This is a genomic window from Vibrio sp. 10N.237.312.B06 (assembly GCF_041464685.1).
GTDB classification, from domain to species: domain Bacteria; phylum Pseudomonadota; class Gammaproteobacteria; order Enterobacterales; family Vibrionaceae; genus Vibrio; species Vibrio tasmaniensis_A.
In genome coordinates, this window is sequence record NZ_JBFSPI010000016.1 from 1 (window position 1) to 23,220 (window position 23,220).

Below are 23,220 nucleotides of genomic sequence, written 5' to 3' on the forward strand. Positions count from 1 at the left end.
AACCATCTGTAGGATCGTTCAACTGATCAGGAAAATGCTTAAATGATCAGTGTTAGCCATTAGGCTGCTTTTTTTTGATCTGAATATGACTAATTATGCTGTCTCTCGATCGTCGGCCTTACCTGTGTCTATTTGTTAAATTCAGGTCATGAAATAAATGAAATGGATAATAATCTTTAATTATGCAACCTTAACGTGATTGTAACTTAATTAAAATATTGTAAGTCACAGATCAGGTTTTAGTTGTATACCTGATGTATTCCGAGTGTTAACTTAATGTTTCATAAAAACAGTGTAATGTGAGCTGCTTTAAGTCTTAGGAAAGCAATCGGCTTACATAACACAGAATGGCGTATTAAAAATTGAAATCGACCGGAAAGTCGATAACGTATATAAAACCAAGTGCAAACAATAGTGCACACTTAACAACGTTTGGCTTAGGATATTTTCACTGCATGTGAATGGATATTCGTTAAGTACCGAAATAAGTGTTGGTGCTCATCCCCCAGAGGAAGATACCTCTTAGAGCACTAACATCGACAAGCTATAAATATATGGAGAATAAAATGGCTGGTGTATTGGGAATGATTCTTGCTGGTGGTGAAGGCTCTCGCTTAAGACCTTTAACTGAATCTCGCAGCAAACCCTCGGTTCCTTTCGGTGGTAGTTACCGCTTAATTGATTTCGCTCTGAATAACTTCGTTAATGCTGATCTAATGAAGATCTACGTATTAACACAGTTTAAGTCACAATCACTGTTCCATCACATGAAAAAAGGTTGGAATATCAGTGGTATAACCGACCGTTTTATCGACCCAATCCCTGCGCAAATGCGTACAGGTAAGCGTTGGTATGAAGGTACTGCAGATGCTATTTATCAAAACCTTCGCTTCATGCAGTTGGAAGAACCTGATCAAGTTTGTATTTTTGGATCAGATCATATTTACAAAATGGACATTAAGCAGATGCTTGATTTCCATAAAGAGAAGAAAGCGGCTTTAACCGTTTCTGCATTGCGTATGCCGCTTGCTGAAGCATCTGAATTCGGCGTTATCGAAGTGGATGCTGAAGGCCGTATGATTGGTTTTGAAGAGAAACCGGCTAACCCGAAACCAATTCCAGGTGACCCGGAGTCTGCGCTTGTGTCTATGGGTAACTACGTATTTGAAGCTAACGAGTTGTTCGCAGAACTTGTTGAAGATGCAGATAAAGAAGACTCGACACATGATTTCGGAAAAGACATCATTCCAAACATGGTTCCGCGTGGTGATGTGTTTGTTTATGACTTCAGTACTAACCGTATTACTGGTGAGAAAGAAGAAGTTTATTGGCGCGATGTAGGTACGATTGACGCGTACTGGCAAGCTCATATGGATCTTCTTGAGAAAGATGCGCCATTCTCGCTATACAACCGCAAGTGGCCACTACATACATACTATCCGCCACTACCGCCGGCTACGTTTACTGATTCGGCAAACGGCCGTGTTCAGATCATCGATAGCTTAGTGTGTAATGGTAGCTATGTACGTGGTTCTCGCATTGAGAAGTGTGTATTGGGTTTCCGCAGTAATATCGCATCAGCGTGTGATATTAGTGAGAGTATCTTACTCGGTGACGTGAAAGTGGGTGAAGGTTGCGTACTTCGTCGTGTCATCGTCGATAAAGATGCAGATATCGCACCTGGAACACAGATTGGCGTAAATCTGAAAGAAGATAAAAAGCATTACCATGTCTCTGACGATGGTGTAGTAGTTATTCCTAAAGGAGCTCGAGTTGGTTACTAAGACTCTCTCGGTACTTTTTGTAGCGTCTGAAGTTGAAGGCTTGATTAAAAGTGGTGGCTTGGCTGATGTAGCCAAGGCACTGCCAAAAGCGTTACAAACACTCGAGCAAGATGTTCGAGTGACCATCCCTGCTTATAGAAACATTCCAAACATTGATTCAGCTGAAGTGATTTTGTCGACCGAGCTCGATCATTGGCCTCATACTGCTTATCAAGTCAAAAAGTTGAGTGTCGAAGGTGTTCAAATCTTCGCTATTGAATGTGCTAAGTATTTCGATCGCCCTGAAATGTACGCAGAGAACAATCAAGCGTATGCCGATAACGGAGAGCGCTTCTCGTTCTTCAGTACGGCTTGTTTGGATATGCTTCCTAAGCTCGCGTTCCAACCTGATATCATTCATGCAAATGACTGGCACACAGGTTTTGTGCCTTTCTTGCTTAAATCACGTTATCAACAACACGATTTCTTTGAAAATACGCGCAGTGTTATCTCGATTCACAATGCAGTTTTCAAAGGGGTGTTCGCATACGATGAACTGCAATGTCTGCCAGAGATGCACAGTTACAATGTGCCTGAAGCATCTGTAAGTGACACGCATGTCACCATGCTAAAAGCAGGGGTGATGTGTGCCGATAAGATCAATGCAGTAAGCCCAACGTATGCAGAAGAGCTGAAAACGGAGTTAGGTAGCCATGGCATGGCTGCAGAGTTCCAACATCGTTCGGCAGACTTATTTGGTATTCTCAACGGTTGTGATTATGGAGCTTGGAACCCGGAAACAGACGCTTTCCTTCCTCGTAAATTCAAAGCAACGAAACACAGCATGACTCGTGGGAAATCTGCTTGTAAGCAAAAACTGCAACAAGATGTTGGTTTACCCGTTACCGATTGTGCGGTTTATGGCATGGTTTGCCGTCTGACCAACCAAAAAGGCGTTCATTACTTACTGCCTATCATCGAGCAGTTCTTGAAAAACGAATTGCAGATCGTGATTGTCGGTACTGGTGATCCGGTTTTGGCTAGTCAATTGAAAGAGTTATCAGCACTTCATTCAGACAAGTTCTCATTCGTAGAAGCCTACAATAATGAACTAGCGCATTTGGTTGAAGCGGGCTCTGATTTTTTCTTGATGCCTTCTGAATTTGAGCCTTGTGGCTTGAACCAAATCTACAGCATGGCTTACGGCACTTTGCCTATTGTGCGCTCTGTTGGTGGTTTAAAGGACAGTGTGAATGATTACGATCAGGATCCCGAGATAGCAACAGGCTTTGCTTTTGAAGAGCCAACACCGCAAGCATTGCTAGCGGTATTGCATCGTTCATTACTACTTTATGCTCAAAATCCATCTGAAATTAAGCGCGTTCAACTTTACGCGATGCAACAAGACTTTAGTTGGGAAGATGCGGCACAAGAATATCTTGCGATGTACCATTCTGCATTTTAACTTTTTGACTTAGCTTTAAAATTCAGTTGTTGAATAACAACCGTTCATAATAAAAGAAGGCGCTCTGCTGATAGAGTGCCTTTTTGTTTTCTGGTCAGATCACATCACGTTTCCAAAGACAAAGCTTGCAAACTCATTTTAGTCAGGTAGAAAAGGTGGTCAGGTATTCACATGACTAGTGTTGGGTTTGACACTATTATCACTTAAAATTCTTAATTGCGTGATATCCTTAGTCATCGCCTTGTGATGAGGCTTAGCTCCATAAATAAATTAAGCGATAGGTATGTCTGAGAGTTTATTATTTCATAAAACATTTACTCACCCTACGAGCGATGAGTGGGTTGTATTTGTGCATGGCGCAGGGGGCAGTTCCTCCATTTGGTTTAAGCAGATCAAAGCGTATAAACAGCATTTCAACTTGCTTCTCATTGACTTGAGAGGGCACGGTAAATCAGACAACATACTTAAAGATCTGATTTCGAACCGTTATACGTTCAAATCAGTAACGCTCGATATTCTTAAAGTGTTAGATCATCTAAAAATCCGATCCGCACACTTTGTGGGTATGTCTTTGGGTACAATTATCGTTCGTAACGTGGCCGAACTGGCGGCAAGCAGAGTACGTTCGATGGTGCTTGGTGGTGCTGTCACTAAACTCAACACTCGATCTCAAGTCTTAATCAAATTAGGAAACCTGAGTAAGCACATCATTCCTTATATGTGGCTATACAGCCTTTTTGCTTATGTTGTGATGCCGCAAAAAAGTCAGAAAGAATCACGTCACCTGTTTATCCGCGAAGCGAAAAAGCTGTGCCAAAAAGAGTTCAAGCGCTGGTTTATCCTCACGGCTGATGTGAACCCATTGATGAAATACTTTAAAGACAGGGAGTTGCCGATTCCGACTTTGTATTTGATGGGCGAGCGCGATTACATGTTCATCAAACCCGTTAAAGAAATGGTCGAAGCGCACGAGTCGAGCGAGTTGGTAGAAATTGCCAACTGTGGGCATGTATGTAATGTAGAAAATCCTGAAGAATTCAATCAACAATCTATCGCTTTTATCCAAAAGCAAATTCAGTGATTATTGGGGTTGGTTATCAGACTCGATGATCCAATAGAATTAAAATAAAAACGGGAAGCTAATTTAGCTTCCCGTTTTTATTTGGAGGAGGTATTTGACCGAATCGTGTCTGTAATAACTGAAACTTTGCTATTCAGGCGAAGCAGCGCCGCACTGCCAACAAGACCCGAATTGTGCTTCATTGATTTCATGACACTCACCACAACGCCACTCTTCATAGATGATCGAATCTTGCTGTTTTTGGTAGTCATTGACGATCGTGCGGGCTTTACTAGCGAGTTCTGGCTCATGTAGCCATACGTAAGGGTCTGTATCTTCGGTAAATGGGATTTCACCTTTTAAACCAAACAAACCCTCACCACGGACTTCACACGCAATATTCTCACTTTCTAACAATCCACAGATGATATGAGCTTCTGTCGGATTCGATGCACTGAAGATTTTCATTGAAATAGAACCTTATTTATTTGGCTGCATGCGTTATTTAGCTACTTAGTTACTTAGTTACTTAGTTACTTAGTTACTTAGTTACTTAGTTATTTAGCTATATACGTTACTCAGCGACAGGTGCTGAGCGAAATTTGTTCATTAACCATTTAGCAATAATTGGGAATACACCCAGTAAGGCAAATGACAACAGTACTGAGGGAGACACGATGCCCGAAAGTGAATCAATTTCTGCGAGTTGAGTTCCGGCATTCAAGAAAACGGCGGTACCCGGCAACATACCGATTTGGCTAGTAATATAGTAACGACTCACCGACATCGGTGTTAGACCCATCAATAGATTGATAAGGAAAAACGGGAAAACAGGAATTAGACGTAGCGAGAATAAGTAAAATGCACCGTCTTTCTCAACGCCCTTATTGATGGTGGCTAACTTGTCGCCAAACTTGGTTTGGATCCAGTCACGTAACAGGTAACGGCTACTTAAGAAGGCGAGGGTTGCGCCAATAGCGCTCGCGAAAGACACCAGCAGTAAACTGTTCCAAAACCCAAACAGCGCAGCGCCTAACAGCGTAACAACGGCAGCGCCAGGAATTGAGAAAGCCGTAATCATGACATACGCGACAAAGTAGATAGCGGCAGCGGCAATGAAATTGCTCTCGATGTAGTCATTCAAAACAGCTTGCTGGGCTTTTGCATTTTCAAGCGTTAAGTACTGGCCGAAATTGACGCCTAACAAGACGATGGTTATGACCAACACAATACCCAATATCATTTTTTTACTCATTGATACTTCCTCTAAATTTTCAATGCATACCATTAGTTTTTCAATGTATACCACTAGTATAGATAGACAGGCAAAGCATAGAATAACTTTCACCAGATATAAAAAAAGCCGCAAAAATGCGGCTTAGTTATCTATATAGTTTGCACTGACAATGTTAATTGACGTGATTGATAAGCTCTTCACGACGTTGCTGCGGTATAACAGACCAATGTGTACCATTGATCGCGCCTTCTAGCGCCCATAACAGTTCAATACTGACAGAAGACGCATGCGATTCTTTGATGGCGTTAAATGCGTTTACAGAGCCTGATTCATATAAACGTTCTACAGAATCGATCCCTGCCTTTTTCAACATCCGCTCGGTAGCGAGTCGAAGGTTAGGCAGATCTTTGAGTCTAGTTGGTTTAGCAGAAGATTGTTCAGCTTTCTCTTCTTTAGCAAAACCTAGAGACGTAGTCGCAAGCTGCAAGATTTTCTCTTGGTCTTGCCATAAGCCTTCAGGTAAAGCGAAATATTTAGTAACGACAGGAAAACCACGTTTTTTGTAGACGTACGGTTGAAATCCTTGTTGTTCGAATTGTTGTGTTGTGCATTTGTCAGCTCGTATATGCAACTGGTCATTCACAACCAGGGCAAACATAGTGTCATCAGCAAAAAGCCCGAATCCACCAAACATTGAGCGTGACTTAATTTTTCCTAGGGGCTCAAATAATTTCATTGAATCCTTTAGTATCGGTTTATCCATGTTATTTATCTCGGTGTATTTGAACTACGCCACCAAATAAGCAGGTCCGAGAGATTAGCAAAATGTTGCAATTAAATTGTCAATAGGCTGTAAATTACTAAAGTATTAGCAGTTACTGCATTTTGCCATCGGTAACCCCGCTACCATACCAACGAGTGGTTTAGGCCGGAAGCTTTGCGTCCCACTTTTTCAAGTGGTTTGCCCTGTGCGTGACTGGGTTATTAGAATAAAGTTTTTGTTGAATTAGGCTCACACTTCTTATTTAAAAATGTGATATTGCTTCAATTAATGATCTTTGAATTATGCACTCAAGTGCACCTTGTTTGTTGAGAAAAAAAACGCACCTAAAGGTGCGCTTGATTAAACTAAACTCATTACATCAATTAATTTAACGTTTTAACTGTACTTCGCTCAACAATTTCAGGGTGCATTTCGAAGACGCGTTTCTCGTGGTCTTTGTCTTTTATACGCTCTAGTAGTATTTCGAATGCATTTTTACCAACACGGCGCTTAGGTTGGTGAACCGTCGTTAACGGTGGAGAGAAGTATTCAGCCAATTCTATGTTGTCGTAACCGATCACTGAGATATCTTCAGGAATACGAATGCCTTTTTCTTGTAATCGGCTCATCAGTCCTAATGCCATCGTGTCGTTAAAACAGAATACTGCGGTAGGGCGATCTTTCATCTCAATGATTTGGTCAGCAGCAATCACAGCTGTGTCACATTCAAAGTTGCCTTCGATGATCATATTTTCATCGGCAGTAATCTTCGCTTCATTGAGTGCGCGCTTGTAACCTGAGATGCGTTCAACACACGCTGCTTTGTCTAAGTGGCCACTTAAACATGCAATCTTGGAGTGACCGCGCTCAATGAGGTATTTGGTTGCTAGGTAGCCACCTTCTTCAGAGTTATCGATGATCTTATCAGCCTGAGAGCTTTCAGGGCCCCAGTCCATGATAACTTTAGGGATGTCTGCGTGACGGTCTAACATCTCTCTTAGTTCTTCAGTCAGGTCAGAACACATAACTAAGATGCCATCTACACGTTTCTCTGCAAGCATTCGAATGTAGTCACGTTGCTTTTCGTAGATACCGCCCGTATTACATAGGATCAAAGTGTAACCTTGACGGTAGCAGTAGCTCTCAACACCATCGATAACTTCAGAGAAGAATAGGTTAGTTGATTGAGTCACTAGCATACCGATGGTGCGGGTTGTATTGCACTTCAAACTACGAGCAACGGCACTTGGCGCATAGTTCAGTTCGTCTACGGCTTTGTTTACTTTTTCTTGAGTCGCTTCAGCAACAAAGCGAGTTTTGTTGATTACGTGAGAAACGGTTGTTGTTGATACGCCGGCTAAGCGTGCGACATCTTTTATAGTGGCCATGTTTTTATCCTATTAGAAGCTACTTTCCCAAAGTACGGAATGAAGTAGCCGTTAAGCTACCTAACTAAGAGCTTAAATTTGTAGGGCTCTTTGGGTACTAAAGTGCTAAAAAACAAAAAACCGCTATTGAGCGGCTTGTCTTAACACCGAAATGCTCTGAACTTCAATAAGTGTAGCATTTCGTGAATGTTTCATATTTTATCGTTTGCGGTCACAATTTTAGACTGACTAGAAATTACTCGCAATAAAATTCACCCAGAAATCCGGGTGAATGGTCACAATTCTATTGAATTTATTTATCGAGTCGCCAAAAAAAGCTTATTCGCCAGCTAGGTATTGAGTGTCCAATTTGCAGAATGCCAATAGCAGGGATGAGATTGAAGCGTAGAAACCGAATGTGTCAATGTCATGACATTTGGCGTTGAACTTTGGTACCCAAGTAAGCAGTTGCTGTTCGATAAATTGTTGTTGAACAGCGAAGGATTTCTCTAGTTCTTCTTCAAGTTCAGTTTCGTTCGAACGAATGATTAGATTACCTAGGAAATCGAGTTCGATAGCAATGTGGTCAGCTGGCTCTTTTAGGTCTTGGTTAACCACTAAGTTGTGTTTAGCCATGATCTCTTCCATATCTTTTGCTGGCTTATCGTTCAATAGGCCAGTCTGGCCGATATACATAGAAGCGTAAGGAAGTGCGCCATGTTTATCAGTCTTTAAGAATAAGTCACAGAAGTCAGCAGACAATTCTAATTGAGCATCTTCACGTGTTTGTAGACGGTTGAGCGCATCCACTAAGCTATCAATCGCCGGCTTTAGTGTTTCATTTTCACCTAAACCAGTTAGGAAAGAACGAATTTCAACAGAGTGGTAGTGATCGAGTTCTTCTTGAGTGAGCTCTTTAGCGAACAAGCTTGATAGCCACCAGTATATTTCTGCTCGTTGTTCGTTGAATGCTTTCGTATCTTTCATTTCTTAGATCCTGATTTAGTCTTGTGGTGTGTGTTTACCTAGCATCGTCGAGTGATTTGGGTATAGGCACACCAAGGCTGAATAACAAGGTCATTTGCGAAACGCAAAGTTACTCGTTAGTAGTAATGCCTATATTGAATTGCGATGGGCGACAAATAGCAAGGTTTAAGATTGTCTTGTATCAAAAAAAAATCATGTTTCTGGCTTTTATCTTCTGTAGTACTAGAATTGTTACGAGTTATGAATAGAATGGTCACTGAAACTATTAAATAAGAAAAGTGGTGTAGATGAGCTATCACGTATTAGTCGTAGAAGATGATGTGGTAACCCGCAGTAAACTGGTTGGATATTTCCAGAACGAAGGTTACACAGTGAGCGAAGCTGAAAGCGGGGCTCAAATGAGAAAAATGTTAGAAGAAAATAACGTTGACCTCATTATGTTAGACATCAACTTGCCAGGCGAAGATGGATTGATGCTAACTCGCGAATTACGCAGTCAATCAGACATTGGAATAATTTTAGTTACTGGACGCACGGATAGCATTGACAAGATCGTTGGCCTTGAAATGGGCGCAGACGATTACGTTACTAAACCCTTCGAACTTCGCGAGTTGTTGGTTCGAGTTAAAAACCTCTTGTGGCGTATTTCGGCTGCTCGTAAAACGGCAGCGGTTGCGGTAGAACAAACAGAAGACGAATCTGTGGTTCGTTTTGGTGAATGGACGTTTGATATACCTCGCCGTGCGCTAAGCAAGAACAGCGAGCCGGTGAAATTGACCAAAGCTGAATATGAACTATTGGTTGCACTCTCTTCTTACCCTAACCAAGTATTAAGCCGTGAACGTATTTTGAATATGATCAGCCATCGAGTAGACGCGCCGAATGACCGCACTATCGACGTGTTAATCCGTCGTATGCGTGCAAAAATGGAGTTTGACCCTAAGAACCCACAAATTTTTGTGACGGTTCACGGTGAAGGTTACATGTTTGCTGGTGACTAATTTTCCGTGGAAAGCTGGTTTCAGTAACGATACTTGAACGTAAAAAAACCGAGACATCAATGATGCCTCGGTTTTTTTGTTACTGAACTTTTTAATTGTTTACCGTCGGAGTACTGCTCTCGACAGGGTCATTACTTGTGTCTAGCCAATCTCGCAAGCTTTGCCAAACTAATCCCATCGTCTCATGCCAATAGCGCTCAGTCTGCTCGAGATAGATAGCCTTAGGCATATACTTATTCCATGGTTCAACAATCCCTTCTTGTGCAAGGTAGTTGGTTGGAGCTGGTAATGGTTTCATGCCCGCGGCATTGAATTCATTAAGTGCGCGAGTCATATGGCTAGCTGATGTCACGAGCACCATTTTCTTATTCTTAACGAATGCAGCGGCTTGGCGAGCTTCTTCCCACGTATCTTTCGCTGTTTCAAGCAGAATGATATCGGGTTTTGCCACGCCGAGTGCTAGCGCTACTTTAGCCATCATTTTGGCGTTGCTCACCTCAGTGCCTGCGCCATAACCAGACAAAATGAGTTTAGCTCCAGGGTAAAGACGTAAGATACGAATCCCTTCACTTAAGCGCATCAGACCGGTGCGGCTAAGTTCTGATGTTGGTGGGATTTGGTCATCAACAACGTGACCACTTCCAAGAACCATAATGTAATCGACGGTATCATCGATAGGTAAAAAAGCGGTGTGTTGCCTTTCCATTGGCATTAAAAGTTGACTAGAAACAGGCTGGAAAGCGATTAGGAAAATACCACAGAGGGCTGAAAGGGTAATTAGGCAACCTGTCTTCCTTTTTGCAGTAAACATCACTAGGGCTAAACCCAGAAAAGCGAGAATTAACATTGCTGGCAGTGGCATCAGTAACGAAGACACTACTTTTTTCAGCTCAAACATATCCGAATAGTCCGAAAAAACATCACTTAGTAGTAAAAAGAGACATCGCCTCTTTATTCCTGAAATTCCTGTGACAGAATAGCAGGCACGATAGGACATAATAACTCAAGTAGCCGTGACTGAAGACCGTAATTTCGACGATATTGCCCACAAATTTGCAAAAAACATATACGGCTCTGACAAAGGAGAGATCCGTCAGTGCATCGTATGGGAAGATTTAGAACAAGCTTTGAGCAAGTTTGATCAATCCGCTTCGCCGCTGCATGTCCTTGATGCAGGCGGTGGACTTGCACAGATGTCACAAAAAATTGCGACACTAGGCCACAACGTTTCTCTGTGCGACCTCTCCTCTGAAATGTTGAAGCTCGCAGAAGAAAGTATCAGCGAAGCGGGTTTGCTCGAGCAATATCGATTTATTCATTCTCCGGTACAAAAAGTGGCAGAGCATCTCGAAGAGAAAGTCGATTTTGTGATGTTTCATGCCGTAATGGAATGGCTAGCAGACCCCAAACAGGCACTTGATTTATTGTTGGAACAAGTAAAACCCGGTGGTATTGCCTCGATAATGTTTTACAACCACCATGGTTTAGTCCTGAAAAATGTGATTTGTGGCAACATTCCTCATGTATTGAATGGGATGCCACATCGAAAAAGGTTTAAGCTGCAACCACAAAAAGGCTTGAAGCCTGAAGAGGTTTATCAATGGATAGAAGACGCTGGTCTAGATATCTGTGGTAAATCAGGCATTCGTTCTTTCAGTGACTACATAGGTAATATGGAGTACATGGGTGATTACCAATTTGAAGATGTGTTGGAACTAGAGAAACAGCTATGTCGCCAAGAGCCATATCTGTCGCTAGGCCGTTATATTCACGTTTGGGCTCAAAAACCTGCGCAATAACAGCGGTGAATGTGGTAAAAGAAGCCACAACATGCGCTATGCCATCGTAAGAAGCCGCGTCATAAAGAAATAGGCGTCATATCTAATACGTTCGATATGACGAACAACAGTAACAGGAACCACAATGAGTGAAATGACTCAAACTGCCGAAGAGCAGCCAATTGATGAGTTGGTGGGCTGGGTCAAGCAGCATGATTTTTCATTAAACTTGCCACCAGAGCGCTTAGCATTTTTGATTGCTATCGCCGTATTAAGCAATGAAAGGTTCGATGAAGAGTTGGGCGAGGGTGAACTGCACGATGCATTCACTATTGTCACTCGACTGTTTGAAGATACTGGCGAAGCGTCTGCGTTTCGTGCCAACAACGCTATCAATGAGTTGGTTAAACAGAAGTTGATCAGCCGCTTTACCAGCGAAATCACAGATGGTGCAAGCATTTATCGCTTATCGCCATTGGCGATTGGTATCTCAGATTATTACTTACGTCACCGCCAGTTTTCTAAATTAAAACTGTCTATCCAGCTTTCTATGGTTGCCGATGAGATGGCAAAAGCCATTGAAGCCGCCCAGAAAGGTGGAACTCCGGGACATTGGAGAAGGAATGTGTACGGCGTGCTCAAGTATTCTGTTGGCGAAATTTTTGATCAGATCGATCTCAACCAGCGGGTTATGGATGAACAGCAACAAACCGTCAAGCAGCAAATTGCGGATCTGTTAAATAAAGATTGGCGAGAAGCAATCAACAACTGTGAGTCTTTGCTATCAGAAACCTCAGCCACGCTAAAAGAGTTGCAAGACACCTTGCAAGCGGCGGGTGATGAACTGCAAACCCAGATTCTTGATATTCAAGAAATTGTTTATGGTGACGATGAGCTCGAGTTCGTTGGCGAAACCCTATTTGGTTTGCAAATGAAGCTAGACCGAATCACCAGTTGGGGCCAACAAGCGATTGATTTGTGGATCGGCTACGATCGCCACGTGCATAAATTTATCCGTACCGCGATCGATATGGATAAAAACCGTGCCTTTAGCCAACGCTTGCGTCAGTCAGTCACTGACTACTTTGATGCGCCTTGGTTATTGACCTACGCAGACGCAGAAAAACTCACGGATCTTCGCGATGAAGCACTTGTGCTCCGTGATGACGAAGTGATGGGGCAAGCCCCAATCGACGTAGAATACGAAGAATTTGAGCAAGTGAACGATCTACTTTCAGAACGAATCGCAGATATGTTGAAAGCTCACAAACAGCAAGGTGCGCCAATTGATCTTGGCCTTGTGCTGCGTGATTACCTCGCAGCGCACCCTCGCACACACCATTTTGATTTAGCCAGAATTGTTGTCGACCAAGCCGTTCGCTTAGGTTACTCAGAGTCTGACTATCAGGCTATTCAGCCAGATTGGCAGGCAATCAACGATTTCGGTGCAAAGGTACAAGCAAATGTCATTAACAAGTACTGATGATTACATGCCAGAGAAACTGGTAAAAGCGATAGCGAACCCATTGTTTCCTGCGCTAGATAGCATGTTGCGTTCAGGCAAGCATGTTTCAACAGAAGACCTCGATAACCATGCGTTACTTTCTGATTTTGAAGTTGAGCTTCAGCATTTTTACCAACGCTACAATACGGAACTGGTAAAAGCACCTGAAGGTTTCTTTTACTTGCGTCCGCGTTCTACGTCTTTAATTAGCCGTAGTGTGTTGTCTGAGCTCGACATGCTGGTTGGCAAAGTATTGTGTTTCTTATACCTAAGCCCAGAGCGTTTGGCTCATGAAGGCATCTTCACCAATCAAGAGTTATTTGATGAACTGATGTCGTTAGCGGATGAGAAAAAACTCATGAAGCTAGCAACCAACCGTGCGTCTGGTTCTGACTTAGACAAAGAAAAGCTGTTTGAAAAAGTACGTACTTCTTTACGCCGTTTACGTCGTATCGGCATGCTGATCGTGATTGGTGAAACAGGTAAATTCCGTATCAGCGAAGCGGTGTTCCGTTTTGGTGCGGACGTTCGTGTTGGCGATGATATGAAAGAAGCACAATTACGTCTTATTCGTGATGGCGAAGCTGTTGTTCATACTCAAGAGCCTAACCAAGGTAGCTTGTTGAATGAAGAACAAGCAGAAGCCGTCTCAGAAATAGATTTAGACGTAGACGAAAACGGTCAACAAGACATTTTTAACGATCAAGCTGACTTTGACCTTGAGTCAAACGACAGCGAACAAACAAAAGTAGAAGGTGAAGCATGATTGAAAGAGGTAAATATCAATCATTAACCATGGTCAACTGGAACGGCTTCTTCGCGCGTACTTTTGATATTGATGGATTGGTTACAACGCTTTCTGGCGGTAACGGTGCAGGTAAGTCGACCACAATGGCGGCATTCATTACAGCACTTATCCCTGACCAAAGCCTTCTGCATTTCCGTAACACTACGGAAGCGGGTAGCTCACAGTCATCTCGTGATAAAGGTCTCTACGGTAAGCTTCAGCCAGGCGCATGTTATGCCGCGCTAGATGTTGTGAACTCTCGTAATCAACGCCTATTGTTTGCAGTAAAACTGCAGCAAGTTGCGGGTCGTGATAAGAAGGTCGACATCAAACCGTTTGTAATCCAAGGCCTTCCAAGCCATGTGAAGCCAACGGATGTATTGATTCAGAACGTTTCAGACAGCCACGCTCGTGTGTGTCAACTGAACGACGTGAAAGCAGCGGTAGCGCAATATGAAGGGGCGCACTTTAAAGCCTTCTCTTCGATTGTTGATTACCACTCACAGATGTTTGAGTACGGTGTTGTTCCTAAGAAACTGCGTAACAGCAGCGACCGTTCTAAGTTCTACCGTTTGATTGAAGCATCACTTTACGGCGGTATCTCAAGTGCGATTACACGTTCTCTGCGTGATTACCTTCTGCCGCAAAATGGCGGTGTGAAGAAAGCATTCCAAGATATGGAATCAGCACTGCGTGAAAACCGCATGACGCTAGAAGCGATCAAAACGACTCAGTCGGATCGTGACCTGTTCAAGCACTTGATCACTGAATCTACGAACTACGTGGCAGCAGATTACATGCGCCATGCCAACGATCGTCGTAACAAGCTTGATCAAACCATGAAGTTTCGTGGTGAACTGTTTGGTTCTCGCGAGACCTTGCTTGATCAAAACAACTTGTTGAACCGCGTTCAAGAAGAGCTTGAGTTGTTGGTCGATCAAGAATCGGCACTAGAGCAAGACTATCAAGCGGCGTCGGATCATCTTCAATTGGTTCAAACAGCACTTCGTCAGCAAGAGAAAATCGCTCGTTACAGCGAAGATCTGGAAGAGCTTAATGAGCGTCTAGAAGAGCAGATTATGGTGGTTGAAGAAGCTCAAGAGCGAGTACTTCTTGCTGAAGAACAGGCAACCATAACTGAAGAAGAAGTGGATAGCCTGAAAACTCAGCTTGCTGACTACCAACAAGCGTTGGATGTTCAGCAGACTCGTGCGCTTCAATACCAGCAAGCGGTTCAAGCATTAGAGAAAACTAAACAGCTACTTGGTGATGAGTCTATTACGGCAGAAAGCGCATTAACTCTGGTTTCTGAGCTAAAAGCACAAGAAGAATCAAGCACTCAAACGCTACTGTCGACTAAACATAAGCTAGACATGTCCTCTGCTGCGTCTGCACAGTTCGACAAAGCACTGTCTCTTGTTAAAAGCATTGTTGGTGATGTTGAGCGTAAAGAAGCGTCTACCAGTGCTAAGCAAGCGTTAGAAAAAGGCCGTAACGCAAAACACGTTGTTGAAAACGAACAGCAGTGGCGTGCTCAGCACCGCGACATGGCTCGTGATGTGGCGCAGCAGCGTCAAGCAAAAGAGCTTGCGACTGAATACCAAAAGCAACACAACATCTCACTGACTGACGAAACGGTTTTCGATGAAGAACGTGAACGCCATGCAATCCAGATCGAATCTCTTGAGTATGCTCAAGAAGAGCTGCGTGAAGCGAAGAGTGAGCAACGTCGTGTGCAACAAAACCAAGACCAAGAGATTCAAAAACTTGAGTCTATTGCTCCAGCGTGGATCACGGCGAACGATGCACTTGAAGCCCTAAGAGATCAAACAGAAGCTGAGCTAGAAGATAGCCAAGCAGTAATGACTCAAATGCAGCAAGTGCTTGAAGACGAGAAATCTCAAGCGGTAGCAAAAGATCAGTTGGCTACGCGCCGAGCTGAACTTGAGCAAGAGATTGAACGCTTAGCTTCTCCAGGTGGTTCTAACGATCCTCGCCTGAAAGGTCTAGCGGATACGCTTGGTGGCGTGCTGCTTTCTGAGATCTACGATGACATCACGATTGGCGATGCGCCGTACTTCAGTGCGATGTACGGCCCGGCTCGTCACGCAATTGTGGTTTCGGACCTTGATGGCATTAAAGAGAAGCTGGTGGATCTTGATGATTGTCCAGAAGACCTTTACATCCTAGAAGGTGATGTAGATGCGTTTGATGACAGCTCATTCAATGCCGATGAGCTTGAAGGTGCGGTGTGTGTTCAACTGAACGATCGTCAAATGCGTTACTCGCGCTTCCCTGAGATTCCATTGTTTGGTCGTGCAGCTCGTGAGCAACGCCTAGAGAAATTGCGTGAAGAGCGTGACGTTGTGGTAGAAAACCACGCCAAAGCTGCGTTTGACTCTCAGAAACTGAATCGCCTATACCAAGCATTCAACAGCTTTGTTGCTAAGCATCTGCACGTTGCGTTTAACGCAGATCCAGAACAAGCACTGGCTGCTATTCGTGATAAGCGTAATCAAATTGTTCGTTCTCTGGCTGAGCTTGACTCTAAAGAGCAACAACAACGCAGTCAGCTTCTACAAAGCAAGCAGGCACTTGGTGCACTGGACAAACTGGCACCAATGGTTCGTATTCTTGAAGACGAAACATTAGCTGAGCGTCTCGCTGAATTAGAAGCACAACTAGAGCGTTTAAGCGAAGCTAAGTCTTACTTGAACACTCATGGCAAAGCGCTTACTTCATTGGAGCAAATCGTTTCTGCACTCGATGCTGACCCAGAGCAATTCGAAGCTTTGGAAGCCGAGTATCGTCAGGCGGACAGCGCGTTACAAACTCTAAAAGGTAAAGTGTTTGCTCTTTCTGACTTAATCGAACGTCGTCACTACTTTGCTTACGCAGATTCTGTTGACCTGCTTAACAAGAGCAGCGAACTGAGCGAGCAACTGAAAGCGAAGTTGGTTCAAGCAGAACAAGCACGAGCGAAAGGCCGCGATGGCTTGAAGCAAGCTCGCGAACAGATGAACCAGTACAACCAAGTATTGGCAGCGCTGAAGAGCTCACATCAAGTGAAGCAAGAGACGGTTCAAGAGTTCAAGCAAGAGCTTCAAGAGTTCGGTGTTAACGCTGATGAAGGTGCTGAAGAGCGCGCGGTTCGTCGTCGTGACGAACTTCAAGAGCGTTTGCATACTTCTCGTAGCCGTAAGAGTGAATACGAACGCACGATTACCTCAACTGAACTTGAGATGAAAGCGCTGGCTAAGCGTCTTAAGAAAGTTCAGAAAGAGTACACAGAGCTTCGTACCTTCGTTGTTGCAGCAAAAGCCGGCTGGTGTTCAGTACTTCGCTTAGCTCGTGAGAATGACGTTGAACGTCGTCTGCACAAACGTGAACTGGCTTATCTAACGGCGGGCGAACTTCGCTCTATGTCGGATAAATCACTGGGTGCGCTACGTCTGGCTGTAGCCGACAATGACGACCTGCGTGATTCGCTGCGTCTCTCTGAAGACAACGCACATCCAGAGCGTAAGGTTCTGTTCTACATTGCGGTTTACCAACACCTTCGAGAGCGCATTCGCCAAGACATCATTCATACGGATGATCCGGTTGAAGCAATCGAAGAGATGGAAGTAGAGCTAGCTCGACTAACAGAAGAACTGACGCAGCGTGAAAACCGCTTAGCGATCAGCTCTGAGTCGGTAGCAAGCATCATCAAGAAAACGATTCAGCGCGAGCAGAACCGTATTCGTATGCTCAACCAAGGTCTGTCGAATATCTACTTTGGTCAGGTTAAAGGCGTGCGTCTGAACGTTAAGATCCGTGAAAGCCACGAGATTTTGCTATCAGGCTTAGCGACTCAACAAGAGCAGCATAAAGACTTGTTCGAATCAACGCGCTTTACCTTCTCTGAAGCAATGGCGAAGTTGTTCCAACGTGTCAATCCACATATCGATATGGGTCAACGTTCTCCACAAGTTCTTGGTGAAGAGTTACTGGATTACCGTAACTACCTAGAGCTGAGTGTTGAAGTTAACCGTGGTTCAGATGGTTGGTTACAAGCGGAATCGGGCGCACTGTCTACGGGTGAAGCGATCGGTACGGGTCAATCAATCCTATTGATGGTTATTCAGAGCTGGGAAGAGGAGTCTCGTCGACTTCGCAGTAAAGATATCGTTCCATGTCGTTTGTTGTTCCTTGATGAAGCCGCACGTCTGGATTCTAAGTCGATTTCTACGCTGTTTGAACTGTGTGACCGTTTAGGTATGCAACTTCTGATTGCAGCGCCAGAGAACATTAGCCCAGAGAAAGGTACAACCTATAAACTGGTACGTAAGGTTTTCAAAGATCACGAACATGTACACGTTGTTGGCCTAAGAGGCTTTGCTCAAAACAAACCGGTATCTCCTGTTCAAGAGCTTATCGAAACCCCTTAGAAGCGTAATCTATCTACCGTAAATTAATGGCCTCGAAGTATACACTTCGGGGCTTTTTTTGTTTGGCAGCTTCACGGGTCTCGTATTCTTTTGGTGAGGGTGAGGGTGAGGGTGAGGGTGAGGGTGAGGGTGAGGGTGAGGGTGAGGGTGGTATTCCTGAGCTATTTATAATCACTGACTGTGATTGGCATGACTCAGCCAGAATTTATTACCATATAAAAAACCGCCTTCTCAGAAGAGAAGGCGGTTTTTACTTACGTTATCTTTTTTCAAGCCGAAGATTTTGATACTTAGGCTTTAACGTATAGGTTGTCGGTACGTTTAGCTTATCTAAGATTAGATCTTAAACATCTTTATCGTTTGATGCAGTTCGTCCGAAACATTATTAACATTTTGCGCTGTTTGAACATTTTGCTGGACGTCATCGACAGTCGCTCGCGCCAAATCATTTACATTCACTACATTTTCGTTGATTTCAACGGCTACTTGCGATTGTTCTTCCGCTGCCGCTGCAATCTGGTTGTTCATGTCTTGAATTGTCCCAATCTCATGCTGAATAGTATTCAGCATTTGACTCGCTTGATCTGACTTTTCACGAGTTACTTTAGCTGTTTCCGCATTTTCAACCATAAGCTCAACAGATTGTTTTGCTTGAGTTTGAAGTGATGAAATCATGGTTTGTATTTCGTTCGTGCTTTCTTGTGTCTTGTTAGCGAGGTTACGCACCTCGTCAGCCACGACGGCGAAGCCGCGACCTTGCTCACCCGCTCGAGCTGCTTCAATTGCTGCGTTTAATGCCAGCAAGTTTGTTTGCTCAGCAATACCTCGGATAACATCAAGTATGCTACCTACATTTTGAGTTTCTTTTTCAACACCAAGAATCGAATCTTGAACCTGCTCAATATTCGTTACAAGTAAGCTGATTTGCTGGTTCATGTCACCCACAGTCTCAAGACCTGACTGAGATGAAAGGCTTGCCTCATTGGATGATGATGATGCCTGCATCGCATTTTGAGCCACTTCCGCAACAGTCGCGGTCATCTGATTCATCGCGGTTGCAACTTGCTCTAGCTGCATCATTTGCTCTTCTGATGAGGTACTTAACTGATTTGACGAGGTCTCAAGAGATGAAGATTGTGATGAGAGAGAGTTTGAAGACTGCTCAATATTGCCAATAATGCCAATAATGCCTTGGAGGTTACCTGCCATTTCAAGAGTTGAACGGTAGATCCCCGTTTCATCGCCATTTAATTTAGGGATGTTGGTCAGGTCTCCTGCCGAGATTCGACTAACAAGAGCCTCTATGTATTGTGGCTCCCCGCCAATAGGACGATACATTAATCGGGTGACTAATAAGAATGTTATTCCGGTTGCCATAACCGCGAAAATTAGACCAACTACAGTATTTATTTTCACCATCGCATTTGAAGGCGCTTCAATGTCGTCCCAACTTGCCCAAGCCCAAATATTCCAACCTAATGACTCAATTTGAGACGAAACGACATAAAAGTCGCCTTTATCTGGAACATTGTAAGAGTGCTCACTGGTTATCTTACTACCGTGTTCACGGTATGATGGTCGAAGATCGTAGATATTTTTACCAATAAAATCTTCATAGCTAGCGGCAACAAGGAAACCATCTTGGCGAGAGACAAATAAATTTGGAACATCAGATAACTCGTTTATGTAGTCTGTGATGTCACTCATTTTAAGACTAAGACCAATAACAGCTTTCGTTTCACCTCTGGCTTTGAAAGGGATAACAACTGACATAGTTAAATGCCCTGTTGTTGCTAGGTAAGGGTTGGTTACTGAGCGCTTTGCGCCAGAAAAGCCGAGATTGAACCACTCACGCTGTTTTTGTTTAGCATTAAAGTTGGGAATGATACCTTGATTTTTAACGTCGTAAGTTTTGCCATCAGGAAGACCGATGTAAATATTAAGAACACCAAGAGATTCTTTACTGTTCGTCATCATTTTCAACAGCATCGGGTTGATCATGATGTTACCGGATCTATCAGTATGGATACTGGTTGAAATGCTTTCCAAAGCGCCGAAATACGCTTCCATTTTCCCTTCGACAGCTTTGGCTACAAGAAACGATTTCGTAGACAAGTTATGACGGTAGTCATACGTGGTGGCAGACTTAAATTCGAAATATCCTATCGTGATATAACTAAAATCGTTAAACAGATTAGGCCGCTAATTGTTAGCATAATCTTATTTTTGACGGTCATCAGAGCATTTCCTTAACAGTTGTTGCTTATTTTATTGACTAAATTATCCGTATGCTAACATAGGGTTACAATTTATTTGTTGGTCGTTTTGTAAGGGAAAGTCGTTACAAATAGGCTGTATGAATACTTATGCGTGGGATTTACAGTGAATAGGGTATCTAAACAAATTTGATGGGTTTTAATTGATTTTGATGGTGCGTATTTTTCTACTTCCTAGGCGAAATTAGCACAAATAAGTACCTTTTAATCTATTTTTGGTGTGAATGTGTTGCTGAAGTAAGCGTATAGAAAGGGTTGGGATGTAAGGGGAGATAACCCCAAACACCCCAAATTTTGGCCTAAAACTTGAGTGACAAAATTTTGACTAGTTGTGACCGAACTGTTTTGCAGCGTAAGCAACACGCTCCGCAGGTTTTGGATATTCTGCAGGCGTGCCAAGGTTTTCAATATGATGCAGTCTAGGAAGTAGCCCCGCGCCGTTCGCGATTTGGATAGCTAAACCAGGTCGAGCATTAAGTTCTAGTACCATAGGGCCTTCTTCTTGGTCTAATACCATGTCAGTACCCATATAGCCTAAGCCCGTCATTTCCCAAGCACTTGATGCTAGAGTTAACAGCTTTTCCCAGTGAGGAATTTGTAATAACGCGAGTTCTTTACCCGTATCTGGATGGTGTGTAACAGGCTGGTCGAACTGAACCGCTCGAACCGCTTTACCTGTCGCAATGTCTATACCCACACCAACAGCACCTTGGTGCAAGTTAGCTTTACCATCTGAATCTGAAGTGGACAGACGCATCATCGCCATCACAGGGTAGCCTTTGAATACGATGATTCGTACGTCTGGCACACCTTCGTAGCTGAAGCCTTCAAAACACTCATCAAACTTGATGAGGTTTTCAACTACGGCCACATCGTTCTTGCCACCCAGTGAGAAAAGGCCCGCGAGCGCGTTACTGATATGGCGCTCTACATCTTCTTCATTGATAGTAGAACCCGATGGTTTGGTGTAAACGCCATCTTTATGAGAGATCACAACAAGGATGCCTTTACCACCACTGCCTTGAGCGGGCTTGATTACAAAACCCGGCCACTCTTTAACCATCTTGTGGATTGTTTTTACTTCAGCTTGGTGACTAATAACGCCAATAAGCTTTGGCACGGTGGCGCCAGCCTGTTCAGCAATGATTTTAGTCTTAAGCTTGTCATCAACGAGTGGGTACTTGGAACGATCATTGTAGCGGCCAATATAACTATGGTTACGCTTGTTCATTCCCATTATGCCTTTGTCTTTCAACTTAAACGGTGAAGTAAATTGATCAAACATAACTTAGTCCTCCGCTAGCGGTTTAAAGCGACGAAGCTCGGTTAGACGGTAGCCTGTGTAGTTACCTAGTAACAAGATGGTCGCTAGAATAACAAGCTGTAAACCAATAAAGTTAAACGTTAAGTGCTGAATGAACGGGTTAGTCATACCTAAGTAAACAAGCACCGCGGTAAATAGAGAGCCGCCACCTTGAAGTACAACTTCTTTCGCGCCTTCTTCTTCCCAAAGGATAGACATACGTTCGATAGTCCAAGACAAGATAATCATTGGGAAGAACGTAATTGATAGGCCTTCTGTAAGTCCGATTTTAAACGCGACTACAGTAAATATCGAAATAATCATAATTACTGTAATAATTACAGCGGATATTCTGGCCACGAGCAATAGGTTGAGTTTGGATAAGTAACTTCGAATTACAAGACCGGTACCTACAATCAGTAGGAAGCCAACAATACCGGTAACCAACTGTGTTTGAACGAATGCCACGGCAATCAGAACGGGCATGAACGTACCAGAAGTCTTAAGACCTATGATGACACGTAGGAACACAACAATCAGAGCACCGATAGGAATCAGCATGATGGTTTTAAACATCGCTTGCTCTTCTAGCGGCAGACTATGAATGGAAAGGTTTAACAGTTGATCCGCTGATACTTTACTGTTGGTTGCTTCAGTTGGAGTAACTTCCTGAGCAATCATAGAGAAGTGAACTTTACTGTTCTGACCGCCAACCACGTCTAATAGAGATACATTTGATTCATCCCAAATTAGCAGGTTTGGTTGAACTTGCTGCTCGCTAGATTCAGGAGAGAATAGAACCCACTGGTTATTATCCCAAATTTGGTTCATGTGTTGGATTGATTGGCGACGACGTCCGTCTTCCAGTTCAATAACACCGACGACTTTGTTGTGGATTTTAGCGGCAGAAAGTAGCTTGTGTGTCGCTTCCACTTTGGTCATATTATTCAGAATCAGCGCTGAGTTTTGGCTGTCTGGATCGTTAAGCGTTTTGATTAACTCACGAGTAAAGGTGATGTTGTCTGCTGAGCGCTTGGTTGCTCTGTCAATTAAAGCAAGGGCCGCGGCTTCTTCAGGACCATCAAAGCTTGGTTGAGCCACATCACCTTCTGGAGGTGTTGAGGTAACGTTCGCTTGGCTATCGACTAAGAACTGTGTCTTGTAGTAGATAGTCTGCGGACCATCTGCGTGACGAATTGACCACTCAGCACGGCGACCTGAATCTGTATTCAAGTATGAAATGCCGTAGCCTGGTGATGAAGCTGACTCGCCGATAAGTGTAAAGTTAGACTGTGTGTGAGGTGCGGCTAGTGAAACTTTTGCTTCTTTGCCCACTGCATTGAATTCGATACGAGCTTCAATGTCCCAAACCTGATTAGTTTCGCCTGGAGTCCAGGGTACACCGTAGGTTGTATGTCTGAACATACTCAGAGTTATACCTGCCACGATGAGCAGGAATATAGAAATATAAAATGGAATTCTTGACGTCATAGCTTACC

The 23,220-nt window shown here is 43.6% G+C and carries 16 protein-coding genes, 1 pseudogene and 1 riboswitch; of the genes and pseudogenes, 8 read left to right on the top strand and 9 right to left on the bottom strand.

Annotated elements, in window-relative coordinates:
- The first annotated feature begins 554 nt into the window (after positions 1–554).
- The 3 genes from glgC to AB6C75_RS06365 all read left to right on the top strand — a co-directional run bounded on the left by glgC (position 555) and on the right by AB6C75_RS06365 (position 4,309).
- On the top strand, positions 555–1,784 hold the full coding sequence (gene glgC, locus AB6C75_RS06355; RefSeq protein WP_081326175.1) for a glucose-1-phosphate adenylyltransferase: 1,230 nt from the start codon (positions 555–557) through the stop codon (positions 1,782–1,784).
- Complete coding sequence (glgA, locus tag AB6C75_RS06360) at positions 1,774–3,228, top strand: glycogen synthase GlgA (protein WP_372107374.1); 1,455 nt, start codon at positions 1,774–1,776, stop codon at positions 3,226–3,228. The genes glgC and glgA overlap by 11 nt, the downstream gene beginning before the upstream one ends.
- 283 nt (positions 3,229–3,511) lie before the next feature.
- Positions 3,512–4,309 carry an alpha/beta fold hydrolase gene (locus tag AB6C75_RS06365; RefSeq protein WP_009846349.1) on the top strand — a complete coding sequence of 266 codons (798 nt, stop codon included), beginning with the start codon at positions 3,512–3,514 and terminating at the stop codon, positions 4,307–4,309.
- Between the two features lie 129 nt (positions 4,310–4,438).
- On the opposite strand, the gene AB6C75_RS06370 is transcribed toward AB6C75_RS06365, so the two are convergent.
- The 5 genes from AB6C75_RS06370 to torD form a co-directional block, all read right to left on the bottom strand.
- Entirely contained in the window at positions 4,439–4,756 is a 318-nt protein-coding gene (locus tag AB6C75_RS06370; RefSeq protein ID WP_102248916.1) for a DUF2007 domain-containing protein, read from the bottom strand.
- A 106-nt stretch (positions 4,757–4,862) separates the two neighbouring features.
- Positions 4,863–5,543 (bottom strand): TVP38/TMEM64 family protein, encoded by a 681-nt coding sequence (locus AB6C75_RS06375; RefSeq protein WP_009846351.1) that lies wholly within the window; start codon positions 5,541–5,543, stop codon positions 4,863–4,865.
- A 154-nt stretch (positions 5,544–5,697) separates the two neighbouring features.
- Positions 5,698–6,288 carry a TfoX/Sxy family DNA transformation protein gene (locus AB6C75_RS06380; protein WP_009846352.1) on the bottom strand — a complete coding sequence of 197 codons (591 nt, stop codon included), beginning with the start codon at positions 6,286–6,288 and terminating at the stop codon, positions 5,698–5,700.
- A gap of 127 nt (positions 6,289–6,415) precedes the next feature.
- Positions 6,416–6,501, bottom strand: a riboswitch (cyclic di-GMP riboswitch).
- A gap of 170 nt (positions 6,502–6,671) precedes the next feature.
- Positions 6,672–7,676: an HTH-type transcriptional repressor PurR gene (gene purR, locus AB6C75_RS06385; RefSeq protein ID WP_017099945.1), complete on the bottom strand. Its 1,005-nt coding sequence runs from the start codon at positions 7,674–7,676 to the stop codon at positions 6,672–6,674.
- Positions 7,677–7,994: 318 nt separating this feature from the next.
- Positions 7,995–8,642, bottom strand: coding sequence for a molecular chaperone TorD (gene torD, locus AB6C75_RS06390; RefSeq protein ID WP_372107377.1), 648 nt, complete (start codon positions 8,640–8,642; stop codon positions 7,995–7,997).
- Positions 8,643–8,929: 287 nt separating this feature from the next.
- Between torD and torR the strand changes: the two genes are divergently transcribed.
- Positions 8,930–9,643: a two-component system response regulator TorR gene (gene torR / locus AB6C75_RS06395; protein WP_009846355.1), complete on the top strand. Its 714-nt coding sequence runs from the start codon at positions 8,930–8,932 to the stop codon at positions 9,641–9,643.
- Between the two features lie 91 nt (positions 9,644–9,734).
- Here torR and elyC read toward each other — a convergent pair whose 3' ends face one another.
- Positions 9,735–10,541 carry an envelope biogenesis factor ElyC gene (gene elyC / locus AB6C75_RS06400; protein ID WP_009846356.1) on the bottom strand — a complete coding sequence of 269 codons (807 nt, stop codon included), beginning with the start codon at positions 10,539–10,541 and terminating at the stop codon, positions 9,735–9,737.
- A 115-nt stretch (positions 10,542–10,656) separates the two neighbouring features.
- Here elyC and cmoM point away from each other — a divergent pair, with 115 nt between their 5' ends.
- The 4 genes from cmoM (at position 10,657) to mukB (ending at position 18,142) form a co-directional block, all read left to right on the top strand.
- Positions 10,657–11,442, top strand: a complete 786-nt coding sequence (cmoM, locus tag AB6C75_RS06405; RefSeq protein WP_009846357.1) for a tRNA uridine 5-oxyacetic acid(34) methyltransferase CmoM — start codon at positions 10,657–10,659, stop codon at positions 11,440–11,442.
- 124 nt (positions 11,443–11,566) lie between these two features.
- Positions 11,567–12,904 (top strand): chromosome partition protein MukF, encoded by a 1,338-nt coding sequence (mukF, locus tag AB6C75_RS06410; RefSeq protein WP_009846358.1) that lies wholly within the window; start codon positions 11,567–11,569, stop codon positions 12,902–12,904.
- Positions 12,885–13,691: a chromosome partition protein MukE gene (gene mukE, locus AB6C75_RS06415; RefSeq protein ID WP_371703768.1), complete on the top strand. Its 807-nt coding sequence runs from the start codon at positions 12,885–12,887 to the stop codon at positions 13,689–13,691. The genes mukF and mukE overlap by 20 nt, the downstream gene beginning before the upstream one ends.
- Entirely contained in the window at positions 13,688–18,142 is a 4,455-nt protein-coding gene (mukB, locus tag AB6C75_RS06420) for a chromosome partition protein MukB (RefSeq protein ID WP_372107381.1), read from the top strand. The genes mukE and mukB overlap by 4 nt, the downstream gene beginning before the upstream one ends.
- 336 nt (positions 18,143–18,478) lie before the next feature.
- Here the strand turns inward: mukB and AB6C75_RS06425 are convergent.
- The 3 genes and pseudogenes from AB6C75_RS06425 to AB6C75_RS06435 all read right to left on the bottom strand — a co-directional run bounded on the left by AB6C75_RS06425 (position 18,479) and on the right by AB6C75_RS06435 (position 23,212).
- Positions 18,479–20,379 (bottom strand): annotated as a pseudogene (locus AB6C75_RS06425) (methyl-accepting chemotaxis protein).
- Positions 20,380–20,743: 364 nt separating this feature from the next.
- Positions 20,744–21,703, bottom strand: a complete 960-nt coding sequence (locus AB6C75_RS06430; protein WP_372107382.1) for an alpha-L-glutamate ligase-like protein — start codon at positions 21,701–21,703, stop codon at positions 20,744–20,746.
- A 3-nt stretch (positions 21,704–21,706) separates the two neighbouring features.
- Complete coding sequence (locus AB6C75_RS06435; protein WP_009846363.1) at positions 21,707–23,212, bottom strand: inactive transglutaminase family protein; 1,506 nt, start codon at positions 23,210–23,212, stop codon at positions 21,707–21,709.
- Between the last annotated feature and the right edge of the window lie 8 nt (positions 23,213–23,220).